Origin of the sequence: Actinomadura parmotrematis (genome assembly GCF_019458805.1) — a bacterium.
In the GTDB taxonomy this organism is placed as follows: domain Bacteria; phylum Actinomycetota; class Actinomycetes; order Streptosporangiales; family Streptosporangiaceae; genus Spirillospora; species Spirillospora parmotrematis.
In genome coordinates this window covers 152,927-166,024 of record NZ_JAIBOA010000005.1, presented here as the reverse complement: position 1 = coordinate 166,024, position 13,098 = coordinate 152,927, and the positions used below count along the sequence as shown (strand labels likewise).

Annotated in this window: 16 protein-coding genes; 9 read left to right on the top strand and 7 right to left on the bottom strand. The window is 74.3% G+C overall.

Annotation, left to right across the window (positions count from 1 at the left end; genetic code table 11):
- The first annotated feature begins 207 nt into the window (after nt 1-207).
- The 3 genes from K1Y72_RS10060 to K1Y72_RS10050 all read left to right on the top strand — a co-directional run bounded on the left by K1Y72_RS10060 (nt 208) and on the right by K1Y72_RS10050 (nt 2,088).
- The gene (locus K1Y72_RS10060; RefSeq protein WP_220165440.1) at nt 208-675 is read left to right on the top strand and encodes an NUDIX domain-containing protein; all 468 of its coding nucleotides are present in this window, start codon (nt 208-210) and stop codon (nt 673-675) included.
- A gap of 26 nt (nt 676-701) precedes the next feature.
- Nucleotides 702-1,133, top strand: a complete 432-nt coding sequence (locus K1Y72_RS10055) for a MarR family winged helix-turn-helix transcriptional regulator (RefSeq protein ID WP_220165438.1) — start codon at nt 702-704, stop codon at nt 1,131-1,133.
- 94 nt (nt 1,134-1,227) lie between these two features.
- Nucleotides 1,228-2,088, top strand: a complete 861-nt coding sequence (locus K1Y72_RS10050) for a TIGR03620 family F420-dependent LLM class oxidoreductase (RefSeq protein WP_220165436.1) — start codon at nt 1,228-1,230, stop codon at nt 2,086-2,088.
- Between the two features lie 10 nt (nt 2,089-2,098).
- Here the strand turns inward: K1Y72_RS10050 and K1Y72_RS10045 are convergent, their stop codons facing one another.
- Nucleotides 2,099-2,662, bottom strand: coding sequence for a TetR family transcriptional regulator (locus tag K1Y72_RS10045; RefSeq protein WP_258572200.1), 564 nt, complete (start codon nt 2,660-2,662; stop codon nt 2,099-2,101).
- A gap of 153 nt (nt 2,663-2,815) precedes the next feature.
- Between K1Y72_RS10045 and K1Y72_RS10040 the strand changes: the two genes are divergently transcribed.
- The gene (locus K1Y72_RS10040; protein WP_308286990.1) at nt 2,816-3,583 is read left to right on the top strand and encodes a class I SAM-dependent methyltransferase; all 768 of its coding nucleotides are present in this window, start codon (nt 2,816-2,818) and stop codon (nt 3,581-3,583) included.
- 59 nt (nt 3,584-3,642) lie between these two features.
- The gene (locus K1Y72_RS10035) at nt 3,643-4,071 is read left to right on the top strand and encodes a hypothetical protein (protein ID WP_220165431.1); all 429 of its coding nucleotides are present in this window, start codon (nt 3,643-3,645) and stop codon (nt 4,069-4,071) included.
- Here the strand turns inward: K1Y72_RS10035 and K1Y72_RS10030 are convergent.
- Both K1Y72_RS10030 and K1Y72_RS10025 read right to left on the bottom strand, forming a co-directional pair.
- Nucleotides 4,052-4,882 carry an SAM-dependent methyltransferase gene (locus K1Y72_RS10030; protein ID WP_220165429.1) on the bottom strand — a complete coding sequence of 277 codons (831 nt, stop codon included), beginning with the start codon at nt 4,880-4,882 and terminating at the stop codon, nt 4,052-4,054. The genes K1Y72_RS10035 and K1Y72_RS10030 overlap by 20 nt on opposite strands.
- A gap of 76 nt (nt 4,883-4,958) precedes the next feature.
- Nucleotides 4,959-5,642: a cytochrome P450 gene (locus K1Y72_RS10025; RefSeq protein WP_308286989.1), complete on the bottom strand. Its 684-nt coding sequence runs from the start codon at nt 5,640-5,642 to the stop codon at nt 4,959-4,961.
- On the opposite strand from K1Y72_RS10025, the gene K1Y72_RS36130 reads away from it, so the two are divergent.
- Both K1Y72_RS36130 and K1Y72_RS10020 read left to right on the top strand, forming a co-directional pair.
- The gene (locus K1Y72_RS36130; protein ID WP_308286988.1) at nt 5,623-5,886 is read left to right on the top strand and encodes a hypothetical protein; all 264 of its coding nucleotides are present in this window, start codon (nt 5,623-5,625) and stop codon (nt 5,884-5,886) included. The genes K1Y72_RS10025 and K1Y72_RS36130 overlap by 20 nt on opposite strands.
- 69 nt (nt 5,887-5,955) lie before the next feature.
- Nucleotides 5,956-6,324: an STAS domain-containing protein gene (locus K1Y72_RS10020; protein WP_220165427.1), complete on the top strand. Its 369-nt coding sequence runs from the start codon at nt 5,956-5,958 to the stop codon at nt 6,322-6,324.
- An 86-nt stretch (nt 6,325-6,410) separates the two neighbouring features.
- On the opposite strand, the gene K1Y72_RS10015 is transcribed toward K1Y72_RS10020, so the two are convergent.
- From K1Y72_RS10015 to K1Y72_RS10005, 3 genes are all read right to left on the bottom strand, one after another.
- Complete coding sequence (locus K1Y72_RS10015; RefSeq protein WP_220165425.1) at nt 6,411-7,499, bottom strand: helix-turn-helix domain-containing protein; 1,089 nt, start codon at nt 7,497-7,499, stop codon at nt 6,411-6,413.
- A 330-nt stretch (nt 7,500-7,829) separates the two neighbouring features.
- The gene (locus K1Y72_RS10010; protein WP_220165423.1) at nt 7,830-8,834 is read right to left on the bottom strand and encodes a MerR family DNA-binding transcriptional regulator; all 1,005 of its coding nucleotides are present in this window, start codon (nt 8,832-8,834) and stop codon (nt 7,830-7,832) included.
- A 6-nt stretch (nt 8,835-8,840) separates the two neighbouring features.
- Nucleotides 8,841-9,503 carry a HEAT repeat domain-containing protein gene (locus K1Y72_RS10005; protein WP_220165422.1) on the bottom strand — a complete coding sequence of 221 codons (663 nt, stop codon included), beginning with the start codon at nt 9,501-9,503 and terminating at the stop codon, nt 8,841-8,843.
- A 161-nt stretch (nt 9,504-9,664) separates the two neighbouring features.
- Between K1Y72_RS10005 and K1Y72_RS10000 the strand changes: the two genes are divergently transcribed.
- Complete coding sequence (locus K1Y72_RS10000; RefSeq protein WP_308286999.1) at nt 9,665-10,465, top strand: NAD(P)-dependent oxidoreductase; 801 nt, start codon at nt 9,665-9,667, stop codon at nt 10,463-10,465.
- A gap of 8 nt (nt 10,466-10,473) precedes the next feature.
- On the opposite strand, the gene K1Y72_RS09995 is transcribed toward K1Y72_RS10000, so the two are convergent.
- A complete protein-coding gene (locus K1Y72_RS09995) occupies nt 10,474-11,496 on the bottom strand; it encodes an enoyl-CoA hydratase/isomerase family protein (RefSeq protein ID WP_220165420.1) in 1,023 nt (340 codons plus the stop codon).
- Between the two features lie 418 nt (nt 11,497-11,914).
- Between K1Y72_RS09995 and K1Y72_RS09990 the strand changes: the two genes are divergently transcribed.
- The gene (locus K1Y72_RS09990; RefSeq protein ID WP_220165419.1) at nt 11,915-13,093 is read left to right on the top strand and encodes a CoA transferase; all 1,179 of its coding nucleotides are present in this window, start codon (nt 11,915-11,917) and stop codon (nt 13,091-13,093) included.
- Nucleotides 13,094-13,098 lie beyond the last annotated feature (5 nt).

Genomic DNA, 13,098 nt, shown 5'->3' with positions numbered 1-13,098 from the left:
GCGGGGTCGCGGTGCATGTCTCTCTCTGGTCGCAGGTCTTCACCAGCACCGACGGTGCGGGCGCGCGGAAAGTTCCGGAACCGCTCCGAAACCCCCAGGTCAAGACGTATCCGCCGACCCGGGGGTGGCAAACACGCACGCGAATACTACATTTGTCATACATCGATGCCGCCCGCCGGGGACGCCGCCGCCTGCCAGGCTCGGACCATGCCCATCCCGCGAGCGGTCGCCGTCGTCGTCGACGGCCCCCGCGTCCTCGTCCTCAAGCGCCACCGCCGCCGCGCCACCTCGGCCGAGTGTCGCTTCTGTACAGAAATAGGCGTCCAGGGTCCCGATTGCCCCGGCCACCGCTACGCCATCCTGCCGGGCGGTCACGTGGAGGACGGCGAGACGCGCGAGGAGGCCGCCCTGCGCGAACTCGCCGAGGAGACCACGCTGCGGGCGCGGATCGACCGCCTGCTGTGGACCGGCCTGCACTTCGACCGCCCCGCCTCCTACTTCCTCATGGCGGACATCACCGGCACGCCTGAACTGTCGGGTCCCGAAGCCCTGCGGAACGGCCCGGACGACCACTACGAACTGCTCTGGGCCGGGCCGGAGGACTTCGCCGGCCTGAATCTGCGGCCTGTCGATATCCGCACGCCGCTCGCCCGCCTGCTGGAGAACTACCTGTAGCGCGCCCAGGGACCTATAGTGCCCCTATGGACTCCGCCGGCCCCGACGAGGAGCTCGTCGCGGCGCTCGAACAGCTGGCGCGCCACATCCGCCAGGTGGCCACGGCCGGCGGCCTCAGCACCGCGTCCTCGTCGGTGCTGAACCGGCTGCGGCACGAGGGGCCCCGGCGCATCACCGAACTGGCCCGCGCCGAGGGCATCTCGCAGCCCGCGATGACGCAGATGCTCACGCGCCTGGAGCGCGAGGGCCTGGTGCGCCGGATCGCCAGCACGCGCGACCGGCGGGGCGTCCTCGTGGAGGTCACCGGCGCCGGGACCAGCCTGGTGGAACAGCGCCGCGCCGAGCGCGCCGCCGCCCTCCGGCAGATGATCGACCGGCTCGCGCCGCACGAGCGGGCCGCCGCCGCGACCGCGCTGCCCGCCCTCGCCCGGGAGATCGCGGCCCGGCCGCCCGGCTGACCCGCGCGCCGCCCGGGGCGCCCCGCAGGCGGGCCCGGCGGCCGGTCTAGGGTCGGGAGCGCGGAACGTCGCGCCTACCAGGAGGAGGGCCGCCATGGAGCTGTCCGGTGTCGGTATCTGGAGCCAGGAACTGCGCTACGGCGACGCGGCCGAAGCCGCCGAGGCCGCCGCCGAACTGGAGGAGCTCGGCTACAGCGCCCTGTGGGTGCCCGACGTCGGCGGGCCGGTGTTCGACGCCGTCGGGCGGCTGCTGGCGGCGACCCGCGGCACCGTCGTCGCGACCGGCATCCTCAACCTCTGGATGCACGAGCCCGCGGACGCCGCCGCCTCCCACGCCGCCCTCACCGCCGAGCACGGCGCCCGGTTCCTGATGGGGATCGGGGTGAGCCACGCCCCGCTCATCGACCACGAGGAGCCGGGCCGCTACCGGCGCCCGCTCGCGGCGATGCGCGGCTTCCTCGACGGCCTGGACGGCGCCGCGCCGCCGGTGCCGGCCGCCGAGCGCGTGCTCGCCGCGCTCGGCCCGAAGATGGTGGAGCTGGCGGCCGGCCGGTCCCGCGGCGTCCACCCTTACCTGGTCACCCCCGACCACACCCGCGCGGCCCGCGAGGCGCTCGGCGCGGGCCCGCTCGTGCTGCCCGAGCAGACGGCGATCCTCAGCGCCGACGCCGACGAGGCGCGCGCGATCGGCACCGGCTGGCTGAAGGCGTACCTCGCCCTGCCCAACTACGCGAACAACCTGCTGCGCCTCGGCTTCTCCCACGAGGACCTGGACACCGTCAGCGACCGCGTCTTCGACGCGCTCATCGCCTGGGGCGACGAGGAGGCGATCAAGCGCCGGGTGGACGAGCACCGCGCCGCCGGTGCCGACCACGTCTGCCTGCAGGTCCTCACCGCCGAACCGAGCGCCTTCCCCCGCAAGGAGTGGCGCCGCCTGGCCGACGCGCTGCGCTGACCCCGCCGGATCAGGTCGAGGCTCCGGCCAGGGCCGCCGTCACCATGCGGTGCACCGCGTCCGGCGGCACGTCCTCGCGCCCGGCGAACAGCAGGTGCCCGCCGCCGATCAGCATGAGCGTGAGCGCCTCGATGTCGGCGCCGGGCGCGACGCGGCCGAGGTCACGCTCCAGCGACAGGTACGACGCCACGATCGAGGTGCCCTCGGCCAGCACCGGGACGCCCGTCGGCCAGGTCTCGCGCAGCTTGGCGCGCAGGCCGTCGCGGGCGGCGACGAGGCCGACGATCGCGACCGCGACCGAGCCGAACAGCGCCGTCAGCGCCTCGGCGAGGTTGCCGGCGACGGTGCCCGTCCCGGCCGACCCGCGCAGCACGGCGCCCTGGACCTCCAGGGCGCCGGCGCGGTCGAGCACCAGCGCGGCGAGGAAGGAGTCGAAGTCGGCGAAGTGCCGGTGCAGCACCCCCTTGGCGCAGCCGGCCTCGTCGGTGACCGCCCGGCTGGTCAGGGCGCCCGGGCCCGCGCGCAGCAGGACGCGCTCGGCGGCGTCGAACAGTTGCGTGCGCGCGTCGCGCATGGCCGTCCCCGTCGGCAACGGACCGTCCCCTCCTCTCGCACGGGCCCGCACCGGTTGACGAGTGGGCGCCCGCCCATTCATAGTGGGCGCATGCCCACTCCGTCGCCGGAAAGCCTGCCCGGACCTGTCCCCGAACCGCATCGCCTCCGCCAAGTGGCGGAGTCGTTCGGCATCGACGCCGAACGCTACGACCGTACTCGGCCGCGCTATCCGGCGGCCATGGTGGAGCGCGTCGCCGCCGCCGCGCCGGGCCGTTCCGTCCTCGACGTCGGCTGCGGCACCGGCATCGCCTCGCGGCAGTTCCAGGACGCCGGATGCGCCGTCCTCGGCGTGGAGCCCGACGCGCGCATGGCGGCCTTCGCCCGCCGCCGCGGCCTGGAGGTCGAGGTGGCGACGTTCGAGGAGTGGGAGCCCGCGGGCCGCGCCTTCGACGCCGTCATCGCCGCGCAGTCCTGGCACTGGATCGACCCGGCCGCCGGTGCGGCCAAGGCCGCTGGCGTCCTCCGCCCCGGCGGGAGGCTGGCACTGTTCTGGAACGTGTTCGCCCTCCCCGACGGCGTCGCGGCGGCCATCGCCGACGTCTGCGAGCGGGTGATGCCCGGCGCGCCGTTCGACTTCCGCGCGATGGCGAAGGGCGGCGCCCTGCGCGGCTACGAGGCGGGGTTCGGCAGGGCCGCCGGCGGCATCCGCGGCACGGGCGCCTTCGGCGAGCCCGAGCGCTGGGACTTCGCCTGGTCGCGGACCTACACCCGCGACGAGCTGCTGGACATGATGCCGACCCAGGGCGCCTTCACCCGCCTCCCGCCGGACGGGCTCGCCGAAGTCCTGGCGGGCGCGGGCGCCGCCGTCGACGAGGCGGGCGGCGCCGTCGACGTCGACTACACCGCCGGCGTCGTCACCGCGACCCGCACGGAGCCCTGAGGCCGGCCGGTCGTATCCTTCCCGTGGCGGGACGGAACCGGCCGGGAGGGCGGTGCGGGATGGACCAGACCGCGAGCGCGATCGCGGCGGCGGCGACCTTCGTGTGGGCCGGGATGGTGCTGGCCATCTCCTTCCTGGAGGCCCCGCTGAAGTTCCGCGCCCCCGGCGTGACGATCCCCGTCGGGCTCGGCATCGGCCGGATCGTCTTCCGCGCCCTGAACCTGGCCGAGACCGCCCTCGCGGTCGTCGTGGTCGTGGCGGTCGCGGCGGGCTCCCCGCCGGCCGCGACCGTGGTGCTCACCGCCTGCCTGGCGGTGCTGCTCGCGGTGCAGCTCGGCGTCGTCCGCCCGCGCCTCAACCGGCGCTCCGACCGCGTCCTGGCGGGCGAGGACCTGCCGCGCTCGCACGGCCACCTGGTCTACATCGTGCTGGAGGCCGCCAAGCTCGCGCTGCTGGTCGCGCTCGGCGTCACCCTGCTGGCGGCGTGACCGGCTGAGCGGCCGGAGGGGCGACGCGGGCCAGGCCGCCCAGCAGCGTGAGCGGCAGCGGCTCGCCGTAACCGGGCCGCGGCCACTCCCGCACCGGGACGACGCCGGGCGGCCGGAGTTCCAGGTCGCCGAACAGCGCGGTGATCTGCTCGCGGCTGCGGACCTGCAGCGGCGAGGGCGCGTCGTCGTAGGTGGCGTGGATCCGGGCGCGGACCTCGGGGTCCATGCCCTCGCTGGTGACGTGGCTGAGCGCGATGAAGCCGCCGGCCGGCAGCGCGGCGGCGTAGCGGCGGACGAGCCCGGCCGGGTCCTCCCCGTCGCGGACGAAGTGCAGCACCGCGATCGCCAGCACCGCGACCGGCCGGTCGAAATCGATCACGTCGCGGGTCTCGGGGGCGGCGAGGACGGCGTCCGCGTCGCGGACGTCGGCCTGCACGTAGGCGGTGCCGGGCTGGTCGGCCAGCAGGGCGCGGGCGTGCGCCAGCACGATCGGGTCGTGGTCGGCGTACAGGACCCGGGCGCCGGGGTCGAGCCGCTGCGCGATCTGGTGGGTGTTGTCGGCGGTGGGCAGCCCCGCGCCGAGGTCGATGAACTGCCGCACCCCCTCGTGCTCGACCAGGTGCCGGACGATCCGCCCGAGGAAGGCACGGTTCTCCACCGCGGCCTCGCGGGCCTGCGGCGACCCTTGCAGGACCGCGTCGGCGGCCCGCCGGTCGACCTCGTAGTTGTCCTTGCCGCCGAGCAGGTAGTCGTACACCCGCGCGGCGGACGGGCGGGCGGTGTCGATGCCGGGCAGCGGTCGGGCCGTCATGCCGATCATGATGGCACGCGGCGTGCCGCCGCCGAAGGCCGTTCGGAACACCGGCCGATCCCTTTTCCGCGCCGGGTCAGGCGTCCGGCGCGGGCGGGGTGAAGTCGAACGGCAGGCGCTTGATGCCGTTGCTGAAGGAGGACGCCAGGCGGTCGGGGTCGCCGGTCGCGCGGATGTCGGGCAGCCGGGTGAACAGCTTGCGCAGCATCACCGTGACCTCGCGGCGCGCCAGGTGCACGCCGAGGCAGTAGTGCGGGCCGGGGCCGCCGAACCCGACGTGGGGGTCGGGGGACCGGGTGATGTCGAAGGCGTCGGGGTCGGTGAAGACCGCCTCGTCGCGGTTGGCGGAGCTGCAGAGCAGCACCACCATGTCGCCCTTCTTCAGCGGCGCCCCGTTCAGCTCGCAGTCGCGGGTCACGTTGCGGCGGAAGTGGATGACGGGCGTGGAGTGGCGGACGACCTCCTCCACGGCCCCGGCGATGCGGCCCTCGAAGTCCGCCATGAGTAGGCGCCGCTGCTCGGGGAACTCGGTGAACAGCCGCAGGGCGTGCGCGATGGCGTTGCGGGTCGTCTCGTTGCCGGCGGCGACCGGCAGGATGAAGAACGACCCGGCCTCCTGGAAGGTGAGCGCCTCGCCGTCGGCGTTCGGCGTCACCAGCCGGGTGACCAGGTCGTCGCCGGACCCGCCGCGCCGCTCCTTGCCGAGCCGGCGCACCAGCCGGATCAGCTCCGAGCCGGAGATGATCCTGCCCCACCTCACCACCGAGGCCGGTCCGGGCCTGGCCTTCGCCCGCGACTTCCTCGCCGAGCAGTTCCGCCGCTCCGCGGACTCCCCGCCGGTGCCCGCCCCGGCCGCCACCGCCGAGATCATGGTCCGGCTGGCGCTGTCCTTCCACCTCACCCCGCAGGGATGCATCCCGACCGGCGACGACGCCGATCGGCGCGCCTTCGCCCGCACCTACCTCGTCCCCCTCCTCCACGCGATCCCCGCCGAACCCCGCTGAACCCTGCCGAAGCGGTGCAACGGGTGCGCGAGCTGCCCGATAATCACTGATGACGGCAGTACGGGGATCATGGGGGACAGGATGGGGCTGAAGGCCGCCACGCGGGCCGAGGGCACGGTGACGGTGGTGACGCTGTCGGGCGAGCTGACGCTGGGCGAGGCCGCCGACCAGGCCGCGGTCGACATCCTCGCCGACCTCGGCTCGGCGTTCGCCGAAGGCCGCCTGGACGTGGTGCTCGACCTCAGCGAGCTCACCTTCCTGGACTCGGCCGGCCTGAAGGTCGTGCTGCGCCTGCACCACGCGACCGTCCAGGCCAGGGGCAGGCTGATGCTGGCGGCGCTCCGCCCCGGCGTCATCCGCGTCCTCGACATCGTCGGCCTCGACCGCCACCTGACCCTGTACTCCACGGTCGACGAGGCCCTCACCGACCTCCGCTGAGGGGGTCCGGGCCCGCACGAGCAGCGGCGAGACGGCAGGCGCCACGACGCCGGGGCAGCGGCGGCTTGCGAGCCGGTCGGGATCGTCTATCCCGAGCGTGATGCGGATGTGTCGGTTGCGGCGCTGGGCATGTCGTGCGGGCGCGACCGGCGGCAGGCGGTGCACAAGCCGTCGGGCGTGCGGTGTCGGAGCGGGTCGCGGCAGGTGGTGCATTCGGCGAGACGCGGTGCGGGTGGTTCGGGCGCGGCGCGCAGCGCGGCGGCGGCCCGCCAGATCGGGAGGTGCTCGGTCAGGCGGTGGCGCAGGAGGGCGGCCGGGTGGCGGACGTTCGGTGGCAGTCCGGTGGTGAGGCGTTCGCGGATGTGGGAGGCGGGGACGCCTGCGGTGAGGGCTTGGTCGACGAGTTCGGCCAGGCCGGGGATCTCGGTGGCGCCGAGCGTCAGGCGGGCGTCGCTGCCGGTGGCCTCCAGGAGGAGGCGTGCGGGGGGCGTGAGCTCGGCGAGTGCGCGGGGCGGGGCGGCGGGTGCGGCGGATTCGGGCGCCGGGACGCCGCGCGCGGACGGGCTGAGACAAGGCTGCCGAGGCTTGGGCACGACCGTGATGGCGGGCGTGACGGCGGACGGTGCGGTAGGCAAGGCGGTGGACGGCACGACGGGCGTGAGCCCGGTGAGAGCGCGGGGTGGCGCGGAGGGTGCGGCAGGTTGCGGCGCCGGGACGCCGCGTGCGGACGAGCCGAGGCGGGCCGGGACGGGACGTGGCCGGGGCTCGGGCGCGTCCGGGGTGGCAGGCGGGGTGGCCTCGCACGCGGTCCCGGCGTCGGCGGCGGGGACGTCCCACAGCACGGTGCGGGTGCTCACCTGGCCGTGTGCGTCGCGGACGAGGGCGCGGATGAGGTATCCGGCGGCCTCCAGCTCGCGCAGGGCGGCGGCGATGGCGGTCTGCCCTTCGCGCATGGTCGCGGCGAGACCTTTAATGCTGGCGTCGGTGCCGTCGGGCATCGACAGCAGGAACAGGGCGAGGCCGCGGGCGCGCAGCGACAGGCCGTTCTGCTGGGCGAGGCCGTTGGGGATGATCGTGAAGTGCGCGTCGTGGCGTGCTTTGACGCGGCGAACGCCGGCGGTGCGGCGCTCTTCCGGCGGCGCCTGCACGCCCGCGCTAGCATGATGGGTATCCACCTGAGACTCCTTCGAAGTCTTGGTGTGGTCAGGCCCTCAGCGGTGTTGGACGCACCGTTGGGGGCCGAACTGGTTTTCGACTGTGAGCGGAACCTTACAGGCCGTGATGGCCTCCGTGCGACCAGAGTCCGATTGATCACCTCCCGGCCGGTGGGCCGGTTCTTTCCCTCTTTCCTTTAAGGGATCGCTCGCGTTTCCGGGACGCGGCGCACCGGGTCTCGGAAACGCGAGACCCGGGAGCACTGGCGGCCTCATGTGCGAGGTATCGCGATCCGGTATGCGGATGTGCACACGCATATGCCATGACGATAGGAACGTCCTCGATAGCCGTCAGGGCTCGTCGCGCAGCTTGAGAACGTACGTCGCGGTCAGCGCGACCGCTCGGTCCTCGTCGTGCGTCAGGTCGGCGAGGGCGCGCGAGGCCGTGGCCCCCGGGATGTCGGCGAGCGCCTGCGCCAGCCGCCTGCGCGCGGGCGCCTCGCCGGTGCCGCCGGCGAGGCGGTCGACGAGTCCGGCGGCGATCCGGTCCGCCGTCGCTGGATCGCTCGCCAGCGCGCCCAGCGCGTCGGCCGCCTCCGTGTCGTTCACCCCGTCGACGATCATGTCGATGAGCGCCGGCACCGCCTCGACCGCGCCGCGTGCCCCCAGCTCCCGAGCCGCGCACCTGCGGACCGTGACGTCGGGATGGGCGAGGGCGCCCTTGAGCAGCGCGGCCGCCGCGCCGTCCGGGATCTCGATGATGGCCCGGACGGCGCGTTCCCGCACGTCCGCCGCATGCGAGCCGAGACCCTCGGCCAGAAGCGGCAGCCCGTCGCCGCCCGACCGCGCCAAAGCCCAGCGGAGGGCCCCGGCGACGCCCGGGTCCGCCTCGCTCAGCACCGCCTCGACCAGGGCCTCCACCGGCGCCGCTCCTTCTTCGGCCGAGGACAGCGCCGCGCGTTGGCGCCTTGCGGCGCTGTCCGACCCCAGCGCCTGGAGGAGCCCGACGGTCTGCAGGACGTCCTCCCAATCGGCGGGTCCGGTCGAACCGATCCGGCACAGGCGCGTGAGCAGCTCCTGCTCGGCCGCGATGCGCTCCCGCGTCCGGCGGACGAGGTCGTCGACGAGCCCGGCGGGAGTGAAGCCGGGATCGTCCAGCGCGCGCCCCACCTCGCGCAGCGACAGCCCCAGGGTTCGCAGGCTCTCGATGTGGAAGATCCGCCGGATGTCCTCGCCGGAGTACTCGCGGTGGCCGGCCGCGGTGCGCCCCGACGGCCGGATCAGGCCGAGCGCCTCGTAGTGCCGGAGCATGCGGGCGCTGACCCCGGAGCGCCGCGCGACCTCACCGATGAGCATCGCCCGTCATCCCTCCCGCCCGGCGGTGCCGAGGGCCATCAGCCGCTTCGCCTCCTCGATCGCGGACTCGAATCCGGCGTCGGGGTCGCGCAGCAGCCGCTCGGTGGCCATCGCGTGCGCGCGCACACCGGGGTCGGGAGCCGCCGACGCGGCGCGCAGCACCGGCACGATCACCTCGCCGAGCGCCGTCAGCGCCCGGCTGAGGCTCAGCTGCGTCTCCCGGCCGCCACGACCGAGCTGCGTCGCCAGCACCGCGGCCAGCTCGGGCTCCTCGCCTTCGGGAACGAGCACGACCGCCGCCCGCCAGGCGCTCCGCGCCACCTCGTCGGCGGCGTCGGTCAGCAGCGCCCGCGTGATCGCCGGCCACGCCCGCCGGTCCCCGATCTTGGACAGCGTGTGCAGCGCCTGGCTCCGCGCCTGCGCGTGCTCCGAGCGCAGCTCGCCGACCAGCCTCGGGACCGTCGTCGCCGCCGGGTGGCGGGTGAGCGCCCACGTCAGCATGTCCCGCACGAAGAACTCGGGCTCGACCCCGCACCGCTCGATGAGCTTGTCGACGAACTGCGGGCCCGGCTCCGTCCCGACCGCCATCGCGGCGCGCAGCCGCACCGACGCGTCGCTGTGCTCGAGCCCCCGGAGAGCCCGCATCGTGTCCTGGTCCTGCACGGTCATCGGTCCCACCTCCTCGGCACAGTGAAGTACCTGCCATCGTGTCAAGGTCAAGCCGCCGACCCCGCCGATCATGCATTCCCCTGGCAGAAAGATGAGAATATGATTCTCTTCATTCGAGATCGTTGATGCCGTCCAAGGGAGATCCTGTGCGCTTGGGATTCGTGGGTGCCGGGCGGATGGGCCTCCCGATGGTGCGGCAACTCTGCGCTGCGGGGCACGACGTCCGGGCGCTCGCGCGGTCGGACGCGGCCCGACACGCGCTTGAGCAGGAAGGCGTCACGTCGTTCAGTGAGGCCGCGCCCGTCGCCACCGGAGCCGACGCCGTGCTGGTGTGCGTCTTCACCGACGAGCAGGTGCGGGACGTGTGCCTCTCCGGGCCCGTACTGGAGGAGATGCCGCCCGGTTCGGTCGTCGTCCTGCACACGACCGTGAGCCCCGGGACGGTCGCCGACGTCGCCGAGCGCGCAGGGCCGCGCGGCATCGACGTGGTGGACGCCGCGGTCAGCGGCGGCCCGCACGACATCGCCGCCGGGCGGCTGACGGTGTTCGCCGGCGGGCCGGACACGGCGATGGAGCGGGTGCGGCCCGCGCTGGAGGCTTACGGCGATCCCGTGCTGCACGTCGGTCCGGCGGGGACGGGCGTGCGGGTGAAGCTGGTCAACAACGCGCTCTTCGCCGCCCACATCGGGCTGCTGGCCGAGGCCGTCCGCCTCGGGACGCGGCTGGGCGTGGACGAGCGCACGCTGCTCGGCGCCCTCCCGCACGGGAGCGGCGCGAGCCGGGCGCTCGCCGGGGCCGCGGCGCGGGGCTCGGTCGAGGCGTTCACCACGTCGGTGGGCGGCTTCCTCGGCAAGGACATCGCCGTCGTCCGGCGGGCCGTCGCCGAACTGGGCGGCGACCTCGGTGCGCTGGGCGACGCGTTGAGCGCCGTGCCGAGCGGAGCGGGAACGCGGACGCGGTGACGCGGCCGTCAGGCGCGGACCGCGTCCACCAACCCCCAGCACGCGGCGGTGCGGGCATCGATGGCCTGCCCGGTGAGAGCGAGGTGAGCGGTGCGCCATCGGCCGATGCGCCTCGGGACGCCGACGGTGCCGCCCGCGCCGGGAATGAGGCCCATGGCGATCTCGGGCAGCCGGAAAGCGGCATCCGCGCGGGCGGTAACGCGATGCGCGAACGCGGGCAACTCGATGCCCGCGCCGACGCAGGGCCCATGGACGAAGGCGTGAACGGTCCTGCCCTGCTCGGCGAGCCGGTGCAGCAGCATCGCCGCCCCGGCGCGGGTGCGGAGGAAATGCGCGGTGGCCAGGTCGGGGGCGGTGCCGAACTCGTCCAGGTCGCCGCCGGAGCAGAACGCCGGCCCGGCGCCGTCCAGGTCGACCCGGGAGATCTGGGGGTCGAGCAGGGCGACGCGCAGCGCGTCGGTGAGCGCGTCGCGCAGATGCCGGCCGTAGGCGTTGCGGCGTTCGGGACGGTTGAGGGTGACGCGCAGCCGGTCCCCAGCGCGGCCGATCAGGACGGGCTCGGCGGCCTCGGGCGGCGCCGGACGCTGCCCGCGCGCTTCAAGCCAGCGCGCGAACTCGGCACCGCCGAGCAGCGTGGAGTAGGCGAACGACTCCACGTCCAGCGCGGCCGGAACGGGCAGCTCGCCCGTCGTGCGCAGCACCCGGCGCAACACCAGGGCAGCCTGCGGGTTCTTCCGAGCGGTACCGGCGATCAGACCGAGCGCCGCGCCGACGTCGGGAACGGCGACGACGTACCGGGACGCGGAGGCCGGTGCGCCGCCCAGGGACAGATCCATGGCGCGGGCGAGGCTTGGCGGCGGCGTTCCGACCGTCACCCCCACCAGCACCCGATCCGTCTCCTCGGCCCGGCGAGCGGCCGACTCGACGGTCCGCGCATCGTGGTCGCCATCGAGATCGACCACGGCGAGCGGATCAGGCACCGGCCCCCCGAGCACATCGGCAGCGAGCGCCCCGTCCGCCAGATCGGCCACGGAAATACGCGGAATCAACATCCCGTCCGCCAAGCCGCGCGCAGACTCAGCACCCCCGAACACGTCATAACGTGCACCCTGTTCGCCGGGTCGCCCACGGCGACGCACGAAATCAGCACACCGTACGTCAGGCCAGCCCTAAGGATGCGCGGAGGCGCAGCACTCCCGAGCACGTTGGCAGCGAGCACCCTGCGCGCCGGGTCACCCACGGCGATATACGGAAGCAGCGCACCGTCTGCAAGGCCGGCCATAGGTTCGCGTGGAAGCCCAGTGCTCCCGAGCGTCTCGGTAGTGAGCACCTCCCCTGCAAGATCGGCCGCAGAGATGCGTGGAAGCGCCGCACAACCTGCCCGAGCGGTCACGGGTTTACGCCGAAGCTCGGCCATCCCAGTTACCTGAACCTTTCGCGAGGAGCCTGATGGATGCGGAAGAGGACGCGGCCGCTTGGGCGGAGAGCGGGGTGGCGGCACTGTCCGGACGCGGCGACGGGCCGCCCCTGCTTCCACCCGGCAGCGGCGCGACCGCCGCGCGACAGGCGCTCCGCAGCCTCGCCGCATCCACCGAGAGCGCCGTTCTCGCACGCTTGGACGGGGCGCGCCTGCTGTCCGAACGCGCCGCCTTCACCGGCTGCGGGCGCCGAGGACGGACGTCGGTCGGCGGCGCCTGCCGCCTGCTGCCGACGGCGGACGGCTGGGCCGCCGTCTCCTGCGCTCGTCCCGACGATCCGGCACTGCTGGGAGCCCTCGTCGGCACTCCCGTCGGCGCGGACCCATGGCCCCCGGTTACCGCCTGGCTGCGCGACCACACCGGCGCGGAACTGGCCGAACGAGCCGAACTGCTCGGCTTGGCCGCAGGCCCCGTCAACCCCCGCCAAGCGAAGTCTCCGCTCGAAAGACAGGGGACAGGACGCTCCGTACGGGACGCTCTGGTGGTCGATTTCAGCGCTCTGTGGGCGGGCCCGCTCTGCGCCCACCTGCTGGGGCTGGCCGGAGCGCGGGTCGTGAAGGTCGAGACGCCCGACCGGCCCGACGGCGCCAGGCGCGGGAACCCCGACTTCTATCGGCTGCTGCACGCGGGTCACCGCTCGGTCGTCCTGGCCCCCACCACCAGCGGCGGCAGGAAAGCGATGGCAGCGCTCGTCGCCGCCGCCGACATCGTCATCGAAGCGTCCCGACCTCGAGCCCTCGCCCGCTTCGGCCTGAACGCCGCCGCGAGCACTGCGACCGGCACCACCTGGATCTCCATCACCGCGTACGGCCGTGCCGCCGACCGCGTCGGCTTCGGCGACGACGTGGCCGCCGCTTCCGGCCTCGTCTGCCGTGACATCGACGGAACGCCGCTGTTCGCGGGTGACGCCATCGCCGACCCGCTCACCGGCGTTACCGCCGCCGCCCTGGCCGCGTCCGTACCTCCCGGAACCCTGCTCGACATCGCCATGGCCGACGTCATCGCGGCCACGCTCGACGGCCCGGCAACGAACCCGAGCCCCCCACTTCCTTCTGCCCCACCCAGCCCCCGCGCGCCGAGCGGCGAAGCTCCACTCTCCGGCCGCGACACCACTGAAGTGCTCCAAGAACTGAGAATCCCCCTCCCATGACCGAC